Origin of the sequence: Kitasatospora gansuensis (genome assembly GCF_014203705.1) — a bacterium.
GTDB classification, from domain to species: Bacteria; Actinomycetota; Actinomycetes; order Streptomycetales; family Streptomycetaceae; genus Kitasatospora; species Kitasatospora gansuensis.
Map to the genome: position 1 here is coordinate 160,127 of NZ_JACHJR010000001.1, position 17,761 is coordinate 177,887.

The 17,761-nt window shown below is 75.1% G+C and carries 13 protein-coding genes; 6 read left to right on the forward strand and 7 right to left on the reverse strand.

Annotation, left to right across the window (positions count from 1 at the left end):
* Positions 1 to 25: 25 nt before the first annotated feature.
* Together F4556_RS00825 and F4556_RS00830 are read right to left on the reverse strand one after the other, a co-directional pair.
* On the reverse strand, positions 26 to 1,105 hold the full coding sequence (locus F4556_RS00825) for a FecCD family ABC transporter permease (RefSeq protein ID WP_184910719.1): 1,080 nt from the start codon (positions 1,103 to 1,105) through the stop codon (positions 26 to 28).
* A gap of 292 nt (positions 1,106 to 1,397) precedes the next feature.
* Positions 1,398 to 2,933 (reverse strand): FG-GAP-like repeat-containing protein, encoded by a 1,536-nt coding sequence (locus F4556_RS00830; protein WP_184910721.1) that lies wholly within the window; start codon positions 2,931 to 2,933, stop codon positions 1,398 to 1,400.
* Positions 2,934 to 3,137: 204 nt separating this feature from the next.
* On the opposite strand from F4556_RS00830, the gene F4556_RS00835 reads away from it, so the two are divergent.
* On the forward strand, positions 3,138 to 4,052 hold the full coding sequence (locus F4556_RS00835) for an SDR family oxidoreductase (protein ID WP_184910723.1): 915 nt from the start codon (positions 3,138 to 3,140) through the stop codon (positions 4,050 to 4,052).
* A gap of 8 nt (positions 4,053 to 4,060) precedes the next feature.
* Here the strand turns inward: F4556_RS00835 and F4556_RS00840 are convergent, their stop codons facing one another.
* The gene (locus F4556_RS00840) at positions 4,061 to 4,630 is read right to left on the reverse strand and encodes a maltokinase N-terminal cap-like domain-containing protein (protein ID WP_184910725.1); all 570 of its coding nucleotides are present in this window, start codon (positions 4,628 to 4,630) and stop codon (positions 4,061 to 4,063) included.
* A 177-nt stretch (positions 4,631 to 4,807) separates the two neighbouring features.
* On the opposite strand from F4556_RS00840, the gene F4556_RS00845 reads away from it, so the two are divergent.
* From F4556_RS00845 to F4556_RS00855, 3 genes are read left to right on the forward strand one after another with little or no spacing between them, the layout of a single operon-like run.
* The gene (locus F4556_RS00845) at positions 4,808 to 8,137 is read left to right on the forward strand and encodes an FtsX-like permease family protein (protein ID WP_184910727.1); all 3,330 of its coding nucleotides are present in this window, start codon (positions 4,808 to 4,810) and stop codon (positions 8,135 to 8,137) included.
* 55 nt (positions 8,138 to 8,192) lie between these two features.
* A complete protein-coding gene (locus F4556_RS00850) occupies positions 8,193 to 11,030 on the forward strand; it encodes a hypothetical protein (RefSeq protein WP_184910729.1) in 2,838 nt (945 codons plus the stop codon).
* Positions 11,031 to 11,053: 23 nt separating this feature from the next.
* Entirely contained in the window at positions 11,054 to 11,953 is a 900-nt protein-coding gene (locus F4556_RS00855; RefSeq protein WP_184924128.1) for an ABC transporter ATP-binding protein, read from the forward strand.
* 3 nt (positions 11,954 to 11,956) lie between these two features.
* On the opposite strand, the gene F4556_RS00860 is transcribed toward F4556_RS00855, so the two are convergent.
* The gene (locus tag F4556_RS00860) at positions 11,957 to 12,982 is read right to left on the reverse strand and encodes a YjiK family protein (RefSeq protein WP_376775640.1); all 1,026 of its coding nucleotides are present in this window, start codon (positions 12,980 to 12,982) and stop codon (positions 11,957 to 11,959) included.
* Positions 12,983 to 13,068: 86 nt separating this feature from the next.
* A complete protein-coding gene (locus tag F4556_RS00865) occupies positions 13,069 to 13,758 on the reverse strand; it encodes a pyridoxine/pyridoxamine 5'-phosphate oxidase (RefSeq protein WP_184910732.1) in 690 nt (229 codons plus the stop codon).
* Between the two features lie 255 nt (positions 13,759 to 14,013).
* Between F4556_RS00865 and F4556_RS00870 the strand changes: the two genes are divergently transcribed.
* Both F4556_RS00870 and F4556_RS00875 read left to right on the forward strand, forming a co-directional pair.
* On the forward strand, positions 14,014 to 14,940 hold the full coding sequence (locus F4556_RS00870) for a pseudouridine synthase (RefSeq protein ID WP_184910734.1): 927 nt from the start codon (positions 14,014 to 14,016) through the stop codon (positions 14,938 to 14,940).
* 76 nt (positions 14,941 to 15,016) lie between these two features.
* Complete coding sequence (locus tag F4556_RS00875) at positions 15,017 to 15,805, forward strand: SGNH/GDSL hydrolase family protein (protein WP_184910736.1); 789 nt, start codon at positions 15,017 to 15,019, stop codon at positions 15,803 to 15,805.
* Between the two features lie 7 nt (positions 15,806 to 15,812).
* Here the strand turns inward: F4556_RS00875 and F4556_RS00880 are convergent, their stop codons facing one another.
* On the reverse strand, positions 15,813 to 16,739 hold the full coding sequence (locus F4556_RS00880; RefSeq protein ID WP_184910738.1) for an AurF N-oxygenase family protein: 927 nt from the start codon (positions 16,737 to 16,739) through the stop codon (positions 15,813 to 15,815).
* Positions 16,740 to 16,834: 95 nt separating this feature from the next.
* On the reverse strand, positions 16,835 to 17,701 hold the full coding sequence (locus F4556_RS00885) for a hypothetical protein (protein ID WP_184910740.1): 867 nt from the start codon (positions 17,699 to 17,701) through the stop codon (positions 16,835 to 16,837).
* Positions 17,702 to 17,761 lie beyond the last annotated feature (60 nt).

Sequence of the window (17,761 nt, forward strand, 5' to 3'; positions counted from 1 at the left end):
CAGCGCCCCCTCCCCTGAGCGGCCATCAGCGGCCGCCGAAGCTGTAGCTGCGGCGGCGCATCAGCAGCAGGAAACACGGCACCCCGAGCACGGCGGTGATCACGCCGACCGGCAGTTCGGCGGGGGCGAGCAGCAGCCGGGAGACGATGTCCACCCAGACCAGCAGCACCGCGCCGAGCAGCGGGGCGATCGTCAGCACCCGCCGGTGGTCGGCGCCGACCAGCATCCGGGCCAGGTGCGGGACCATCAGGCCGACGAAGCCGATCGCGCCGCTGACCGCGACCACCGTGCCGGTGACGGCGGCGGTGACCACGAACAGCGCCCGGCGCAGCCGGGAGGCGTCCACGCCCAGCGCGGCGGCGGTCTCGTCACCCATCGCCAGCACGTCCAACTGCCCGGCGCGGCACAGCAGATAGGCGGTGCCGGCCAGCACGGTGCCGGCGGCGATCGGGACCGACGCCCAGGTGGCGCCGCCGAGGCTGCCGAGCAGCCACATCATCGCGGTCCGGGCGGCCTCGCCGCGTTCGGCGGAGAAGACCATCAGCGAGGTGACGGCGGAGAAGCCGTACGCCAGCGCGGTGCCGGTGAGCACCAGGCGGAGCGGGGTGAGCCCCTGGGCGGTCCTGGCGACCGCGTAGACCAGCACCATGGCGGCCAGCGCCGAGGCGAACGCGGAGGCGGACAGCGCCCAGACGCCGAGCGAGGCGAACGCGCCCAGCAGCAGGACGGCGTTGGCGCCGACGGCCGCGCCGGAGGAGATGCCGAGCACGAACGGGTCGGCGAGCGCGTTGCGCACCATCGCCTGGACGGCGACGCCGGTCGCGGACAGTCCGGCGCCGACCACGGCGGCCAGCACGGTCCTGGGCAGCCGGATCTCCCAGACGATGGTGTAGCCGGCCAGCTGCTCGGCGCTGATCCGACCACCCGTCAGACCGGCCCGCAGGTACTCCAGCACCGTCCCCCAGCCGATCCCGGAGGAGCCCAGCGCGACGCCGCAGACCAGCGAGACCAGCAGGGCGAGGGTCAGTCCGGCGGCCAGCGCCGGGGTCCGGGCGGGCGGATGGGCGGTTTTGGGTATCGGCGGCGCGGCTACGGCGGTGCTCACGGCTGGCGGCCTTCGCGTCGAGCCGTGGCGTACGGGCGACGCGCCTGGGCCCGCCCACCCTGAGGTCCGCGCAGGTGGGCGCGCCGTGCCGCATCCCCTCGCAGTCCGCGGCGAGTTGTCGGGAGGTCAGCGCCGCCGAGGGCGATCGGGCTCACGGACCGTCAGAGGTCCGTCCACCGTTGCGGGTCAGCGCCGGACTCTCACCGGACTTTCCCCTCGGGACGCTCCCGCAGCATAACAACACCGGTGGAGCCGCCCGCCGCGCGACGGCTCCACCCGGTCCGACGCGGCGTCAGGCGCCCGTGGCGATCCGGCCCCGGACGGTCCAGCCGCCGCCGGCGTCCCCGCCGTTCCACAGGTACGCGTCGGCGGCGCCGTCGGTCCCGGTCACCAGGTAGTCGGCGTGGCCGTCGCCGTCGAAGTCCGCGAAGTGCACCTGGGTCTGATCGCTCGTCACCCCGGTCGCGATCCGGGCGCCGGTGCTCCAGCCGCCGTGGTTGTCGCCGCCCCGGTTCAGGAACGCCTGCACCGCGCCGTCGGTCCCGATCAGCTCGTAGTCGGCCCGGCCGTCCCCGTCGAAGTCGGCAAACCGCACCCGGGCCCGGTCCGCCGTCACACCGGTCGCCACCTGGCCCTGCGCGTACCAGCCGCCGTGGTTGTCGCCGCCCCGGTTCAGGTAGAGCTGGACCGCGCCGCTGTCGGTGAAGTGCAGGTAGTCGGTCTGGCCGTCGCCGTCCCAGTCCACGAACCGGACCTTGGACTGATCGGTGGTCAGGCCGCCCGCCACCTGGCCGCGCACCTCCCAGCCGCCGTGCCCGTCCCCGCCCCGGTTCAGGTACGCCTGGACCGAGCCATTCGGGTTGATCATCAGGTAGTCGGCCCGGCCGTCCCCGTCGAAGTCCGCGAACCTGACCCGGCTGCGGTCGGTGGTCAGGCCGGTCGCCACCTGACCCTGCGGCTCCCAGCCGCCCTGACCGTCCCCGCCCCGGTTCAGGAACGCCTGCACCGTGCCGTCGTCGTTGACGACGACGTAGTCGGTGCGGCCGTCACCGTCCCAGTCCGCCCACCGCACCCGGCCGTTCGCACCGGACTCGGTCCCCGCCCGGGGGGCCGCCGGGCGGGCGGTCCAGCCGTCGGTGAACGCCTGGTCCAGCCGGTCGTAGAAGTTCCGGGCCAGCTTCGCGTAGCCGGCGTCGTTCGGGTGCAGGCCGTCGGGCAGTTCGGCCATCGGGAGCTCGGGTGCGGCGACGTAGCCGAGCTTCTTGCCCTCGGCCCTGCGGTCCCTGGCCAGCTGCTCGGCCGCCTCGTTGTACAGCGGGATCAGGCCGGTGTCGTTCACCGTCGTGGGTATCAGGCCCTGCAGGACGACCGTGACGCCGGGCCGGTCCGCGAAGATCCGGTCCACCAGGGCGGCCAGCCGGTCCTTGGCGTGCTCCCGGTCCACGCCCCGGTTCAGGTCGTTGATCCCGATGTGCAGCAGGACGACGTCGGGCCGGGCCGTCGCGAGCCAGCCGTCCACCCCGCTCCGGATGTCGTCGATCATGTACCCGCTGTGACCCTCGGTGTCGGGGTCGGCCATCGCCCCGATCTGCCGGGACCCGACGAAGTCCACGCCGTACCGGGCCTGACCCGCCGCCAGCTGGGCCAACGGCAGCCGGTAGCCGACGCCGGTCCGGCTGCCGGCGCCTTCGGTGATCGAGTCACCGAGCGTCAGCACCCGCAGGGTCTGCGGGGGTGCGGGCACGGCCGCCGAGGCGCCGGTGGCTCCGGTCAGGGCGGCGCTCACGCCGACGAGTGCGGTCAGGGAGGCTGCCAGCAAACGCTTCATCAGGACGTTCCAGGTGGGTCGGTGGTGCAGGGTCCGGGACACGGCGGGCTGCCGACCTGGTGGTCCCTCAGCCGTCGCCGGGTCACCACCGTTCCACAGGCCGGTCGCCCGGGCACCGGCGGGGGTGGGTCGTGTGCGGCCCGCTTCGCGCGTTTCCCCGCCGCCCCTCAGGTAGCGTGGTCGCACCAAAAGCGGAGGGCAGCCATGGCAGGAGCACTCGACGGGAAGGTCGCCCTGGTCGCGGGCGCGACCAGGGGCGCGGGACGGGGCATCGCCGTCCAGCTGGGCGCCGCCGGGGCGACGGTGTACGTGACCGGGCGCAGCACCCGGGGACGGCGCTCGGAGTACGACCGTCCGGAGACGATCGAGGAGACCGCCGACCTGGTCACTGCGGCCGGCGGACACGGCATCGCGGTGGTGACGGACCATCTGGTCCCCGAGCAGGTCGCCGCGCTGGTCCGCCGAATCGACACCGAGCAGGGTCGGCTGGACCTGCTGGTGAACGACATCTGGGGCGGCGAACAACTCTTCGAGTGGAACAGCACCGTCTGGGAGCACGACCTCGACCACGGCCTGCGCCTGCTGCGCCTCGCGGTGGAGACCCACGCCATCACCAGTCACCACGCGCTGCCGCTGCTGCTGCGCACGCCGGGCGGCCTGGTGGTCGAGATGACCGACGGCACCGAGGAGTACAACCGCACCCGCTACCGGGTCTCGTTCTTCTACGACCTGGCCAAGTCCGCCGTCCTGCGGATGGCCTTCTCGCTCGGCCACGAACTCGGCCCGCGCGGCGCCACCGCCGTGGCCCTGACGCCTGGTTGGCTGCGCTCGGAGCTGATGCTCGACACCTTCGGCGTCACCGAGGCGAACTGGCGGGACGCGATCGCCAAGGTGCCGCACTTCGGCATCTCCGAGACCCCCTCGTACGTCGGCCGCGCGGTCGCGGCCCTCGCCGCCGACCCGGACGTCGCCCGCTGGAACGGGCAGTCCCTCTCCAGCGGCCAACTCGCCCGGGTCTACGGCTTCACCGACCTCGACGGCAGCCGGCCGGACGCCTGGCGCTACATGGTCGAGGTCCAGGACCCCGACCTGCCCGCCGACCCGACCGGCTACCGCTGAGCGGCCCGTTACGGAAGGGCCGTGGCGAAGACGCCGCGTACGGCGGTGCCGTCCGGCCGGACCCAGCCCGCGACGACCTGGCCCGGGGCGCCCTCGCCCTCCAGGGGGTGCAGGACGCGGATGACCTCGTAGTCGAAGGAGTCTCCGGTGGCCGGGTGCACCGTGACGGTCGGGTCCGCGGCATCGCTCCCGTTCTGCTGCTGCGGCACCGCCCGGCCGGCCAGCAGGGCGGCCAGCTCCATCATGAGAACGGGGTCGGCGGTCCCGTCGTAGATCCACCTGGTGCCCAGCACCCCGTGCTCGGAGGTGCCGATCAGCCCCGCCTCCGGCCCCGTCCCGTTCGGCGCGCCCCGGTAGCTCATCGGCACCAGGTACGCCACCGGATCGGGCCCGGCCGTGTCCACCACCACCATGAACTCGATCCCCACCTCGCCCTCGGGATCGTCCAGCCGGAACCCGCCGCCCTTGACCAGCACCGGCGCCCGGTCCGCGCCGAGGTACCAGTGCTGGCGCGGCAGCCACTCGGTGAGCAGGTCGAGTTTGCCGGGGTTCATGGTGGTCTGGTGGACGACGGCCATCGTGACTCCTTCGCGGTGGGTGGCCTGCGAGGCTACCAAGCGGCCGAAGCCGGTGGCAGAGAGATCGGATTGGTACAGACCAAAGTGTGGCCGCTGTGATAGAACGTCAGATCTGTGCCGCCGGTGATCAGGTGGCACGCGGCCCTCCGGCGTGGCGGGCGCCGAGGGGAGCAGTGAATGGCACTGGCGGGGGTCGGGCGCCGATTCGGGCGGCACGGGCTGGTGCTCGCGTCCGTGGCCGTGAGCATCCTGGTGGCGACGGCGGTGCTGGCCGCGGTGGCCGGCCTGGCCCGGGCGGCAGCCACCGCGGGGGTGCGCGAGCGGCTCGCGGTCGACGCCGCCCGCTCGGTCGAGGTGAACGCGCGCTGGACGGCGCAGGGCCTGCCCGCGGCCGACCGGGCGGTGCACACCGCGCTGGTCCGGGTGATGGGCGGTACCCCGTTCCGTACCGAGACCGCGCTGCGCGCCGTCGGCGCGGTGGACCTGGCACTGCCGCCCGCCGGACGACGGCAGCTCACCGACACCACGCTCCCGGGACTCCCGGTCGCCCTGCCGGACCCCGGCCGGTACGCCCGGCTCCGCAGCGGCAGTTGGCCCGCCGCGAGCACCGCCGGCGGCGGGCTGCGGGTCGCCCTCCCCGAGGCCGTCGCCGACCGGCTCGGCCTGGACAGCGGCGGCAGCACGGTCATCCACGACCCGGTCACCGGCGGCCCGCTCGAGCTCACCGTGACCGGCGTCTACCGGCCCGATCCGGCGGCCGCCGCGATCTGGTCCGGGCTCGGCGGCGCCGACCGCGAGGCCCCGGACCTGCTGGTGGCCGACGGCGCCCAACTGACCGCGCTGCCCGGCTTCCGTGACCGGATGGTGGCCGTCTGGCTGGCCCTGCCCGACACCGGCCGGCTCAGCCTGTCCGAACTGGTCCAGCTACGCGACCGGTCGGCCGCCTTCGCCGGTTCGGACACCACCCGCTCGGTCTACCGCGGCGGCGCCGTGGCGCTGACCGACACCAGCGTGCGCAGCGCCCTGCCCGCGGCGGTCGACCGCCAGGTGCTCCCGTCCCTGACGGCCCGGGCCGAGGTCGCCGTGCCGCTCGCCCTGCTCGCCGTGCTCGCCGCGGTGGTCCTGATCCTGACGGCCCGTCGGCTGGCCGACTCGCTCGCCGGCGAGCGGGCGCTCCAGCGCTCCCGGGGAGCCGGTGCGGTCCGGCTGCTCGCGGTGACGGCCGGTGAGTGGGCACTGGCCGCCGTCCCGGCGGCGGCCGCCGGGCTGCTGCTGGCCGAGCCGTTGCTCCGCGCCGTCCTGCGGGGCGCCGGGGTGCACGGCCTGGCGGCGGACGGTGCCCGGAGCGCCTGGTGGACCGCCGCCTTCGCGCTCGCGGTCCACGGCGCGGCCCTGCTGCTGCCGCTGGCCCTGCAGGCGCTGGACCCGGGCGTCCAGCGGGCGCTGCGCGGGCGCCGGGCACCCGGGCTGGGCCTGCAGAAGGCCGGTGCGGACCTGGCGCTGCTCACCGTCGCGGTCCTCGGCTTCCTCCAACTGCGCCACTACCGGAGCCTGTTGACGCAGCGTCCGGGCTACGGCTTCGACTCCGGGGTCGACCTGGTGCTGGTGCTCGCCCCGATGGCGATGGCGGTGGCCGGCGCGGTGCTGCTGCTGCGGCTGTTGCCACTGGCCGGGCGGCTGATGGAGCGGGCGGCCGGCCGGGCCCGAGGGCTGGTACTGCCGCTCGGCGGCTGGCAGTTGAGCCGCGACGCCGGCCGCCAGGCCGTTCCGGTCCTGGTGACGCTGCTGGCCGTGGCCTGCGGCAGTCTGGCCGCGGGGGTGCTGGCCGCGCTGCCCACCAGCGACCGCGACCGGGCCGTCTTCCAGGTCGGCGCCGACCTGCGGCTCTCCGGGGTGTCCGGCCCGCCCGCGCAACGGCATGCCGCGCTGGCCGCGCTGCCGGGCGTCACGGGACTCACCCCCGTGGCCGAGCAGCCGGCCTTCGTGGGCGGCACGGTCGTCCGGACGGTCGCCGTCGACACCGCCGCTTCGGCCCTCGCTGGGCTGCCCGCGCTCCGCCCCGACCAGGCCGACCGTCCGGCCCCGGCCCTGCTGGCCCCGCTCACCGGAGCGCCCGCCCAGGGGCTCGCGGTACCGGGCCGGCCCACCGCGCTGGAGGCATCCGTCCGGGCCACCACCGACCTGCCGGTCCCCGGCTCCGGCCTGTTGCTGCAGCTCTGGGTCCAGGACGCCCACGGGCTGACCGACGTCCTGTCGGTGCCGTTGCCCGCCGACGGCCGCCCGCACACCCTGACCCTGCCGCTGGCCGACAGTGAGCGGCGCGCCCACCCGCTGACGGTCAGTCGGTTCGGTGTCCACTTCCCCGCCGAGCTGTCCGAGCGGACCACCCTGGACCTGCGGCTGACGGGAATCGGCGCCGTCGGCGCCGGTGGGCGCACCGAGTTGGCGCTCCCGCCGGGGCAGAGCTGGTTCCGCGCCGGTACGGCCTTCGGCCGCCCGGACGCTCTCGGCTGTCCCGTGGGCGGCGCCCCTGGCTCCGACTCCCCGGACGACGGCGGCGTGGTGGCCAGGCGGGCCACCGCCTGCAGCTGGCAGAGCGGCGGTCCGGACCTGTTGCACACGGTGCTGCGCTCCCAGCAGCCGTCGAGGATCTCGGACCTGGCCGGCCTGGACGCGGTCTTCGCGGTGCTCCCCGGCACCGGCACCACTAGGCCCTCGCCCGCTGCCCTGCCCGCCGTCGCCGATCGCGCCCTGCTCGACGAGCTGAACACCGAGGTCGGCGCGATCGTCCAGCTCAGCTGGGAACAGAAGGGGCTGGTCCAGCCGATCCGGATCACCGGGGAGGTCGACGCGCTGCCCGGCTACGAGCGGGGCCGGGGCCACCTGCTGCTGGACCTGCGCGCGGTCGCCGCCGCTCGCGCGCCCACCGCGGAACCGCCGCCCGCCGACGCTCGCTGGTGGCTGAGCAGCGCCGACCCGGCCGCCACCCGGGCCGCCGTCGACGGCCACGGCGAACTCGGCCGGGCGCAGAGCGCCCGGCAGGTCGCCGCCGAGCTGAGCGCCGACCCGTTCCGGGCCGGACTGCGCTGTGCCTGGCTGCTGGTCCTGGTCACCGCGCCGCTGTTCGCGGTGACCGCGCTGACCCTGCACACGGTGGGCGCGGTCCGGGCCCGCCGACGGGAGTTCGCGGTGCTCCGCGCGCTGGGCGTACGGCGCGGCGAACTCACCGCGCTGCTCCGCGCCGAGCAGGTGGCGGTGACCGCGCTGCCGGTCCTGCTCGGTGGCCTGCTGGGGCTGCTGCTGACGGCCCTGCTGCTGCCGCTCGTCGTCCTGGAGGACAGCGCGGGCCCGCTCTTCCCGGCCCTGGCCGTCGCACCGGGCCGGCCCGCCGCCGCGCTCACGGTGCTGGCCAGCGGCCTGCTGCTGACCCTCGCGGTGCTGGTCCTCACCCGGCTGCTGGCCCGGGTCGACCTGGTCCGGGCCCTGCGTGCGGGGGACAGCGGATGAGCCGCCAGGCGTACGGGTGGCAGGGCTGCGGACGGTTCGACGGGGGGAGCTCCACATGCTGACACTGCGTCTGCTCCGACGCGAGGCACGGATCGGCCGGCCGGTCGCGGCCCTGCTCGCGCTGCTCGCCGTCCTGCTCACGGCCGTTCCGCTGAGCTGGCCGCCACGGTTCGACGAGCTGGCGGCCGCGACCCTCGCGGACCGGCTGGACCGCGCCCAGCTGTCCGGCCCACTGGTCTCCGCCCGCTCCACCACCGACCCGCGCTCGAAGAGCGAAAGCCGGTTCCCGGTGGTCCGCGGCACCCTGGACCGGGATCTGAACGCGATCGGTACGGGGCTGCGCACCACCGCCGTCCAGCCCTTGGCCGCCGCGCTCGGATCGGCGCCGGGCCGCGCGACCACCCCCACCGCGACGGCGAACGGCCCCGGGGTGCCCACCTTCCACGGCCTGCCACCCCTGGTCAGCCTGGCGTACGCCCAGCCGGGACCCGACGGGCCGGTCGAGTACGTCCAGGGCCGAGCGCCGCAGCAGCCGGCTCCCGACCCGATGATCCCGGACGCGGAGCAGGCCCCGATCGAGGTCGCGGTCTCCGAAGCCGCCCGGGTGCGCCTCGGTCTGACGATCGGTCAGCGGTTCGACCTGGACGGTGAGGACTGGCGCACCCCGGTGACCCTGGTGGGTGCCTTCCGCACCGACCACGGCGCGGCCCGGCTCTGGCAGCAGTTCCCGCTGCTGGTCACCCCGGCGACCGTGACCTCGCGGATCGGTCAGCAGGTGAACGCCCAGTTGCTGACCAGCTCCGGCGGGATCGAGCAGGCCGAGAGCCGGGGCACCGTGGCGCTCGAGCTGGCCTGGGACCTGCCGGTGGCCGTCGACCGCTCCGGCCGGGCCGCCACCCGGACCGCGATCGCCGACCAGCGGGCGGCCCTCGCCGACCTGCGCACCGTCGACTCGGGCCGGCTGTGCCGGGAGGAGTACGCCGGGAGTTGCGTGCTGGCGGGCCACCGGGTGACCGAGCCCGCCGTCACGGACCGGCTCACCCGGGAGCTGGACGCCTTCGCCGCCCAACGCGGGCGAACCGAGCAGCTTCAGGGCTTCGCGCTCGTCGGGTTGCTCACCGTGGTGGTGGCCACCGCCGTGGCGGCCGCGCGGCTCGGCGTGCGCCGCCGGGCCGGGGCCTTCTCGCTCCAACTCTCGCGCGGCGCACGGCTGACCGGTATCGCCGGGCGCCTGCTGGCGGAAGCCGCCGGACCGGTCGGCCTCGGCGTCGCGGTGGGCTGGGCGCTCGGCCGGGCGCTCGCGCCGACGGGTGCCGCCCTGGGGTCCGCGGTACCGGTCCTGGTCGCCGCCGTGCTGGTCTGGTGCGCGCCCGCCGCGGTCCTGCTCGGCTCCGGCGGGCGGACCCGACTCGTGCCGCGCTCGCGCCGGCTGGTCCTGGAGGCCCTGGTGCTGCTGCTGGCCGCCGGCGGGCTGGCCGCGCTGCGCGCCCGCGGTGCCCTGGCCGGCTCCGGCATCGACCTCCAACTCGCCCTGGTGCCGGTGCTGTTGGCATTCACGATGGTGCTGACCCTGCTCCGTCTGCTGCCTCCGCTGCTGCTCCGGGCCACCCGGTGGGCGGGCCGCTCGTCCGGCCTGGTCCCGCTGGTGGCGCTGGCCCGGGCCGGTGCGCAGAGCGGCGCGGCCGCGCTCGCCCTGCTGGTACTCGTGCTGGCGATGGGCAGCGGGGTGTTCGGCAGCATGGTCGCGCGGACCCTGGCGGACAGCCGCGCGCAGAACGCCGACTGGCGTACCGGCGGAGCACCGACCGCCCTGGTCGGCTCGCGTGACCGGCTGCCCGCCGACCTGTCGAAGGTGCGCACCGTCGGCCACCAGGTGACCGTCACCGGTGCGACCGGCGAGCTCACCTCGCCGGAGGACGGCAGCACCGTCCCGAACGTCACCCTGCTCGGACTGGACGCCGCCGCTCTGCGCGCCGCCGACCCGTCCTCTCCGCTGGCCGCCGCGCTGTCGGCCGCCGACGGGACGGACGCACCGGTCGGCAAGTCCGGTGCGAGCGGCACGGAGCCGGTGCTCACCGCACTGGCCGATCCCGCGCTCGCCCGGGCGTTCCCCGACGGCACCTTCGAGGTGGCCGCGATGGGGACGACCGGCTTCGTGGTCCAGGTGGTCGGGGCCCTGCCCGCCGAAGCGCTCCGCGACCCGGCGCTCGGGCCGGTGCTCGGGCCGGAGTCCGAAAGTGCGTTGCTGGTGTTCACCGGACCGTCCGCGCAGCAACTGCCCGTGCAGCAGAGCCACCCGTCCGCGCTGCTGCTCTACCCCACCGCCGGTGGGCCGCCGCTCGACCCCGACGCCGTGCGGACGGCCGTCGCCGAACAGCTCGCCCCCACCGGCGTGACCGGAGCGCCGCTGGAGTTCCGCGACCGCGCCGGGGAGCTCGCTGTGCTCCGCGCCGACGGGCTGGTCCGGTCGGTCGAACTCGCCTTCCGGCTGGCCACCGGGATCGGCCTGCTGCTCGCGCTCGGCGCGGTGGCCCTGGAGCTGGTCCTGAGCGCGACCGAACGGGCCCGCACCACGTCCTACCTGCGCACCCTGGGGCTCGGCGGCCGCGCGCTGCTGGGGCTCCAACTGCTGCAGACGCTGCCGCTGTTGCTGACGGCAGCGGTCGGTGGCACCGCGCTCGGGCTGCTGCTGCCCGGCGCGCTCGGCCCCGGCCTGCAACTGCGGGCCCTGACCGGCGGGCCGTTCGAGCCCGCCGTACACGTCGACTGGACCGCGACCTCGGCGCTCGGCCTCGCGGTGGCGGCGCTGGTGCTGGGGGCGGCCGCGTTGGAAGCGGTGATCAGCCGGCGTCGCGGACTGGGCGCCGTCCTACGACTGGGGGAGGCACTGTGACTGTCCGTCCGACCGAACGGCCCATGGTGATGTGCGAGAGCCTGGTGCGGATCTACCGCACCGACGCGAACGCCCGCCGCGGCAGCGGCGAGGTGCAGGCCCTGCAGGGGCTCGACCTCGCCGTCCAGGAGGGCGAACTGCTCGCCCTGGTCGGCGCCTCCGGCTCCGGCAAGTCCACCCTGCTCGGCATCCTGGCCGGTCAGGACTCCCCCAGCGCCGGCACCGTCGAGGTGGCCGGCACCGACCTCGGCAGGCTCGGGCAGCGCGAGCGGACCGCCTACCGGCGCCGGACCGTCGGGGTGATCCGGCAGCAGACCGCGAGCAACCTGCTGCCCTACCTGACGGCCCGTGAGAACGTGCAGCTGCCGATGGGTTACGCCGGTCTGCCGCGCCGTCAGCGCGCCGCCCGGGCACTGGAACTGCTCGACCTGATGGGCATCGCCCACGCCGCCGACCGCACGCCCGCCGCGCTCTCCGGCGGCGAGCAGCAGCGGGTGGCGATCGCCGTCGCGCTGGCCAACCGCCCGCGCCTGCTGCTCGCCGACGAGCCGACCGGCGAGCTGGACACCACCACCTCGGAGGAGATCTTCGCCGCCCTGCGCGCCGCCAACAGCGAGCTGGGCACCACCGTACTGATCGTCACTCACGACCCGCTGGTGGCCGACCAGGTCCGCCGCACGGTACGGATCCGCGACGGACGCACCTCCACCGAGGTGCTGCGCCACTCGGCCGAGGCCGGTACGGACGGCGCGCTCACCGCCCAGGAGTACACCGTGCTGGACCGGGTCGGCCGGCTCCAGCTGCCGCGCGAGTTCACCCGGTCGCTGGGCCTGGCGGACCGGGTTCGGCTGGTCCTGGAACACGACCACATCACCGTGTGGCCCGACCACGACCGCCCGCCGCCGTCCGCCGGGGCGGAGTGAGCCTCAGCCGGAGCTGCGCCCCCGGCGCCAGAAGAACAGGGCGGCGACGGCGGCGACCACCAGGAGCAGGGCGCCCGCGTGGTTCGGTTCGCTCTTGGGTTCGGGCGCGGCGCCCGGCGCCGTGGGCGCGGACGGGGTGGGCGAGGGGCTGGGCGCGGCGGGGGTCGGGTCGCCGAGCGGGACGCGCCACACCTCGCTCTGCTTGCCCTCGCTGCCGAACAGCAGCGAGCGGCCGTCCGCCGAGAAGGTGACCGACTCGCCCTGGCGCTGGAACGGGACGCCGACCGACCGGGGGGCGGTGATGGTGCCGTCCTTCCAGTCGTAGAGCTTGGCCCAGAAGTAGCCGCGCAGCACCACCTCGGTGCCGTCCGGCGAGAAGCCGCCGTCGGTGACCCAGGGGACGTCGGCGATGCTCTTGAAGGTGTTCACGGCGGTGGCGGAGAGGGTCTCGGGGCCCTGGTAGAGGTGGCCCTGGTCCTTGTCGCTCTTGCTGGCGATGTACACCCGGCCGGTCACCGGGTGGACCAGCAGCGCCTCCGCGTCGCGCGGACCGTCCGCGTACCGGACCCGGTAGCGGGTGGCCTGCACGATCTGGTCGCCCAGCTGGGCGGGCTCGGCGAAGCGGTAGAGCCAGACCTCGGGCCACTTGCCGTTGAAGTTGTCGCCGATGTCGGCCAGGTAGAGCTGGTTGTCCGGGCCGAGCGCGATCGCCTCGGCGTCCCGCAGGGTGACCCCGCGCAGGGTGACGGTGGCCAGCGTGCGGCCCTGGGAGTCGACGGCGAAGACGTACGGGCCGTCGTCGCTGTCGTTGTGGGTCCAGTAGACGCCGGGGTGCCGGTGGCTGGCGGCCAGGCCGCTGGACTCGGTGATCCGCGCGTCCTGGACGGTGAACTCGCGCCGTGGGCTGCCGTCGGCGGCCGCCGGGGCGGCGGCGGGGCCGAGCACCAGCAGCAGGGCAGCCGCCAGCGCCGAGGCTGGTCCGGCCGACCGGCCCCGCCGAAGGACCGACCGTCCGGGCACTCTGAGCACACCGCGATCATCGCACGCGGCCGGGTCGCCGTCCCAGCCCGCCGACCGTCTGCTGACGCCCCGTCACGGGCGGCGAGCCCAGCCGGTCACGGCCAGAGCAGCCCCCGCTCCCACCCGCCGCTGGACCGCTCGTACGCCAGCCTGATGTGCCGCCGCCCGGGGTCGCCCTGCCAGAACTCCACCGTCTCGGCGCGCAGCACGTACCGGGTCAGGCCCGGCACCGGTGCGGTCGGGTCGGCGGCCACCTCGGCGGCGGCCAGCAGCCAGGCGGACTCCAACTCCCCCGCGCTGCCCAGCCGCTGGCTCTGCCGGCCGACCACGGCGGCGGTGTGCCCGGCCGGGCCGACCCCCCGCTCGGCGGGCGGCGCGTCCTGCTGGTCGACCGCCTCGACGGGGCCGCGCACCCTGACCTGGCGGCCGAAGTCGGGCCAGTACGAGGTGAGGGCGGCCCAGGGGGTGACGGCGAGCTGTTCGCCCATCGGGCTGCGCAGGTCGGCGAAGACGCTCCAGCGGCCGGTGGCCGGGTCGATGTCGCGCAGGACCAGCACCCGGGCGTCGGGGTGACCGTCGCCGTCCGAGGTGGCGAAGGTGACCACCTGGGCGTCCGGCAGCTCGGCCGTCATCGCCTCCAGCAGCCAGCTCACGTGCAGGGTGGCCGGGTCCGCCGGAGCGTCGAGCGGGTCGAAGACCGGCAGCTTCCGGTCCATCGGCGGGCGGGTGCGCAGCAGTTGACGGAGCGTCGCCAACTCCTCGCTCTGCTGGGCCGGTCGCGTCACGGTACTGCCTCCCGAGCTCGGTGTCCGGGTCCCCATTCTGCCCCGGCTCCGAGCCGGAACCGACTTAGGCCCTCTCTTTCGGATCACGTCGGATAGTGGGCGGCGTTGGGGTGCGTGCATCGGCGGTGCCGAGGAGGGAGCCTGATGCAGCGCATCGGCGACCGACGAGAAGCCGTCGAGGTGCGTGCCCCGGCGTCGACCGCCCGGCGTGATCCGAAAGAGAGGGCCCAAGCCACTCGACTACGCTGACTCGACATGAGACGCCGATCCGCCGTACCGCCCGCCCCGCTCCCGCAGCGGCGCGGCGTCGACCCGGTGAGGCGGCGGCTGCCCTTCGAGGGCGAGTGGGCGACGGCCCGGGACTACCTGGTCGACCGCCTGCCGGTGCCGCCCGAGCTGGTGGACGCGATGTTCGCCGAGGGCGCGGTGCACGGGTCGGCCGGGCCGCTGCCTCCTGACGCGCCGTTCGAGCCGGATGCCTACCTCTGGTACCACCGGGAGCTGGAGCCCGAGGTCCCGGTGCCGTTCCCGGTGACGGTGCTGTACCGGGACGAGCGGATCGTGGTGGCCGACAAGCCGCACTTCCTGGCCGTCACCCCGCGCGGCCGGCACGTGGTGGAGACGGCGCTGTCCCGGCTGCGGGACGAGCTGGCACTGCCCGAGCTGAGCCCGGCCCACCGGCTGGACCGGCTGACCGCCGGGCTGACGCTGTTCGTGGCCCGGCCGGAGTACCGGGGCGCCTACCAGTCGCTGTTCGCCGAGCGCCGGGTCCGCAAGGAGTACCGCGCGGTCGCGGCCTTCGACCCGGAGCTGACGCTGCCCCGGACGGTGACCAGCCACCTGGTGAAGGAGCGCGGTGAACTGACGGCCCGGGAGGTACCCGGCGAGCCGAACAGCCGCAGCGTGGTGGAGCTGCTGACCCACCGGGACGGCCTGGCCGGCTACCGCCTGCTGCCGGAGACCGGGAAGACCCATCAGCTCCGGGTGCACCTCAGCGCGCTCGGCATCCCGATCCTGCACGACCCGCTCTACCCCGAGGTGCTGCCCGAGGCCGCCCCGGACGACTTCCGCCACCCGCTCCAACTCCTGGCCCACACCCTGGAGTTCACCGACCCGGTGACCGGCGCCCCGCTGCGCTTCGAGAGCGCCCGCCGCCTGTCGGCCTGGCCCGCCGGGGACTGAGGGTGGCGAAGATCACGCCCCGTACGGTGCCACCTACGTTCGCGTAAGGAACTTCACAAGGTGAACTATCGTCTCCATGGCTGACTACCAGGAGACCACCGACTTCAACTCGTACGTCGCCCTCGGCGACAGCTTCACCGAGGGTCTGAACGACCCCGGACCCGACGGCAGGTACGCGGGCTGGGCCGACCGGCTCGCCCAACTGCTCGCCGCACAGCGCCCGGCGGCCGACTTCCGGTACGCCAACCTGGCGGTGCGCGGGCGCCTGCTCGACCAGGTGGTGGCCGAACAGGTGCCCCGGGTCGCCGAGATCCGGCCCGACCTGGTGAGCTTCTGCGCGGGCGGCAACGACATCCTCCGCCCGGGCAGCGACCCGGACGAGGCGGCCGAGCGCTTCGAGGCCGCCGTACTGGAGCTGCGCCGCCACGCGGGCCGGGTGCTGATCTGCACCGGCTTCGACACCCGGGGCATCCCGCTGCTCGGGCTGCTGCGCGGGAAGATCGCCACCTACAACGGCCACCTGCGGGCGATCGCCGACCGCAACGACTGCGCGGTCGCCGACCTGTGGTCACTGCGCGCCGTGCACGACCGGCGGGCCTGGAGCGAGGACCGGCTGCACCTCTCCCCCGAGGGCCACCAGCGGGTCGCCCTGCTGGCCGCCCGCTCGCTCGGCCTGCCGCTCACCTCCGCGCAGGACCCGGACGCCCCGTGGCCGGCCGCCCCGGAGCTCTCGGTCGCCGAGCAGCGCCGGGAGAACCTGCACTGGGCCCGGGAGTTCCTGGTCCCGTGGGTCGGCCGACGGCTGCGCGGCGAGTCCTCGGGCGACCACGTCGAGGCCAAGCGCCCGGAGCTGTCCCCGCTCTGACGGACGGTCAGATCACCCCGGCCGACCGGAGCAGCCAGCGGTTGGTCCGGCCGACCAGGCCGGCCCGGTCCAGCACGTCGATCGCCTTGGCGGCCATCTGCTTCTTGGTGGCGCGCCAGTGCGGGTTGTTCCGGGCGGCCCGGCGGCCGACCTTCGGGTCGATGCCGACCGCCGCGTACAGCTTCGGGTTGATCAGGCCGAGCGTGGAGCGGTGCACCACCAGGCCGAGCAGCAGCTGCTCGTACCGGCGGCGCACCGGGCCGACCTTGGCGCGGACCAGTTCCTCGCGGGCGTAGGTGATGTGCCGGGACTCCTCGATCACGTGGATCCGGGAGACCTGCCGGGTGAGCGGCTGCATCGACTCGTCGTTCATCAGCTCGCGCTGGAAGGCGTCCAGGATCTCCTCGACGTACATGGTGCCGCCGAAGGTCTGACTGTGCGTCGAGATCGCCTTGAACAACCGGCCGAGCTCGTGCGAGAGCCGCCCGGGCCCGTACGCGGGCACGCCCAGCCAGGAGATCATCTTCGCGAACATCACCGAGTGCCGGCACTCGTCGGCGATCTCGGTCAGCGCGTACTGCACGTGCGCGCTGGTCGGGTCGCGGTCGAAGGCGTGCCGCAGCAGCATCTGCATCAGGATCTCCTCGAACCAGATGCCGACGCTCGCGATGCTGGCGACCTCGTGCTTGCTGAGCTCGATCCGCTGGTCCTCGGTCAGCGTGTCCCAGAGCGGCGTGCCGTAGAGCGAGAGGTTGTGCGCCGGGCTGTAGTAGCGGCCGGGCACCGGCGGGAAGGCCCAGTCCACCTCGGTGAGCGGATCGAAGGAGACCTTGGCGGAGGAGGCGAGCAGCCGCTCGGCGGTCCGGCGGCGCTCCTCCGGCCACTCCTCGGGGGCGGTCCTGACGGTCGGCCTGCGGCCGGCTGCGGTGGTCATCGGCTCTCTCCTCCTCGGGCTCGCCGAAGGGCACGGCGCACCCCTCTGCCCGAGAAGCTAGAGACTATTAGACTGACCGTCAACAGTTCTGACCGTCAGGACTCCACCGCCTGCCCGCCGCTGGGCGCGGCGGCCGCCCAGTACCCGGGGTCGAGCGCCTTGCGCCCGGCCAGGTCGGCCCGGACCTGGTCGGCCAGCCTGCGGGTGTCCCGGCGGTTCATGGTGGCGCCGATCCCCGCGCCGATCAGCAGCGGCGTCAGCGAGGGCAGCTTGCGCAGGGTGCTCCTGGTCAGCCGCTTGCGCAGCTTCTGCCGCACCTCCGACCCGACCGCCATCGCGGCAAGACCGGCCGGCCGGATCAGCGCCGCCCGGTCGATCCCCCGCCCGTCGGCCCACGCGGTCAGGTAGGCACCGGCCCGCTGCGCGACGGTGCCGACCGCGGGCATCCCGTAGATCTCGTGCAGCTCGGCGATCAGCTTGATCTCCACCGCCGCGACCGACAGCGTCTCGGCCGCGATCTCCACCGGCATCGCGGGCGGCACCGGCAGCATCGCCGCCGCACCCGCCCCCGCCCCGAGCGCGGCCGAGGACCGGCAGGCCCCGAGCGTGATCAGCTCGGCCAGCTCCTCCGGCGTCGCCGCCGTCGGGTGCTGCGCGCGCAGCGTGGCCAGACTGCGGATCGGGATCCGCGGCGCGGCCAGCACCAGCCGGTCGGCCAGCGCCTTCCCCCCGTATCCCGCCCCCTTCGCCGCCGCCAGCCCGCTCCGACCCAGCACCCGGGTCAGCGAACCGACCAGCGCCCTGGCCTGCTGCCCGCCCTTCCGCCGGTACCACGCCTCCTGCAGCACCGGGCTCGTCTCCGGCGGCGTCCGCTCCATCTCGGCGGAGAGCGCGGCGAGCTCACCCGCCACGTCCTCCCCGCCCGGCTCGGGTACGGAGTCCTTCTGGCGGCGCCTGCGCATCAGTCCCATGAGCTGCGGGTACCCGAGCCGAGCCGGCGCCACGCCCGCGGCCCCGGCTTG

Excerpts from the sequence above, each read along its gene's own strand:
- F4556_RS00830 (WP_184910721.1), bottom strand. The coding sequence starts at position 2,933 with ATGAAGCGTTTGCTGGCAGCCTCCCTGACCGCACTCGTCGGCGTGAGC.
- F4556_RS00835 (WP_184910723.1), top strand. The coding sequence starts at position 3,138 with ATGGCAGGAGCACTCGACGGGAAGGTCGCCCTGGTCGCGGGCGCGACC.
- F4556_RS00840 (WP_184910725.1), bottom strand. The coding sequence starts at position 4,630 with ATGGCCGTCGTCCACCAGACCACCATGAACCCCGGCAAACTCGACCTG.
- F4556_RS00845 (WP_184910727.1), top strand. The coding sequence starts at position 4,808 with ATGGCACTGGCGGGGGTCGGGCGCCGATTCGGGCGGCACGGGCTGGTG.
- F4556_RS00850 (WP_184910729.1), top strand. The coding sequence starts at position 8,193 with ATGCTGACACTGCGTCTGCTCCGACGCGAGGCACGGATCGGCCGGCCG.
- F4556_RS00855 (WP_184924128.1), top strand. The coding sequence starts at position 11,054 with ATGGTGATGTGCGAGAGCCTGGTGCGGATCTACCGCACCGACGCGAAC.
- F4556_RS00870 (WP_184910734.1), top strand. The coding sequence starts at position 14,014 with ATGAGACGCCGATCCGCCGTACCGCCCGCCCCGCTCCCGCAGCGGCGC.
- F4556_RS00875 (WP_184910736.1), top strand. The coding sequence starts at position 15,017 with ATGGCTGACTACCAGGAGACCACCGACTTCAACTCGTACGTCGCCCTC.
- F4556_RS00880 (WP_184910738.1), bottom strand. The coding sequence starts at position 16,739 with ATGACCACCGCAGCCGGCCGCAGGCCGACCGTCAGGACCGCCCCCGAG.
- F4556_RS00885 (WP_184910740.1), bottom strand. The coding sequence starts at position 17,701 with ATGCGCAGGCGCCGCCAGAAGGACTCCGTACCCGAGCCGGGCGGGGAG.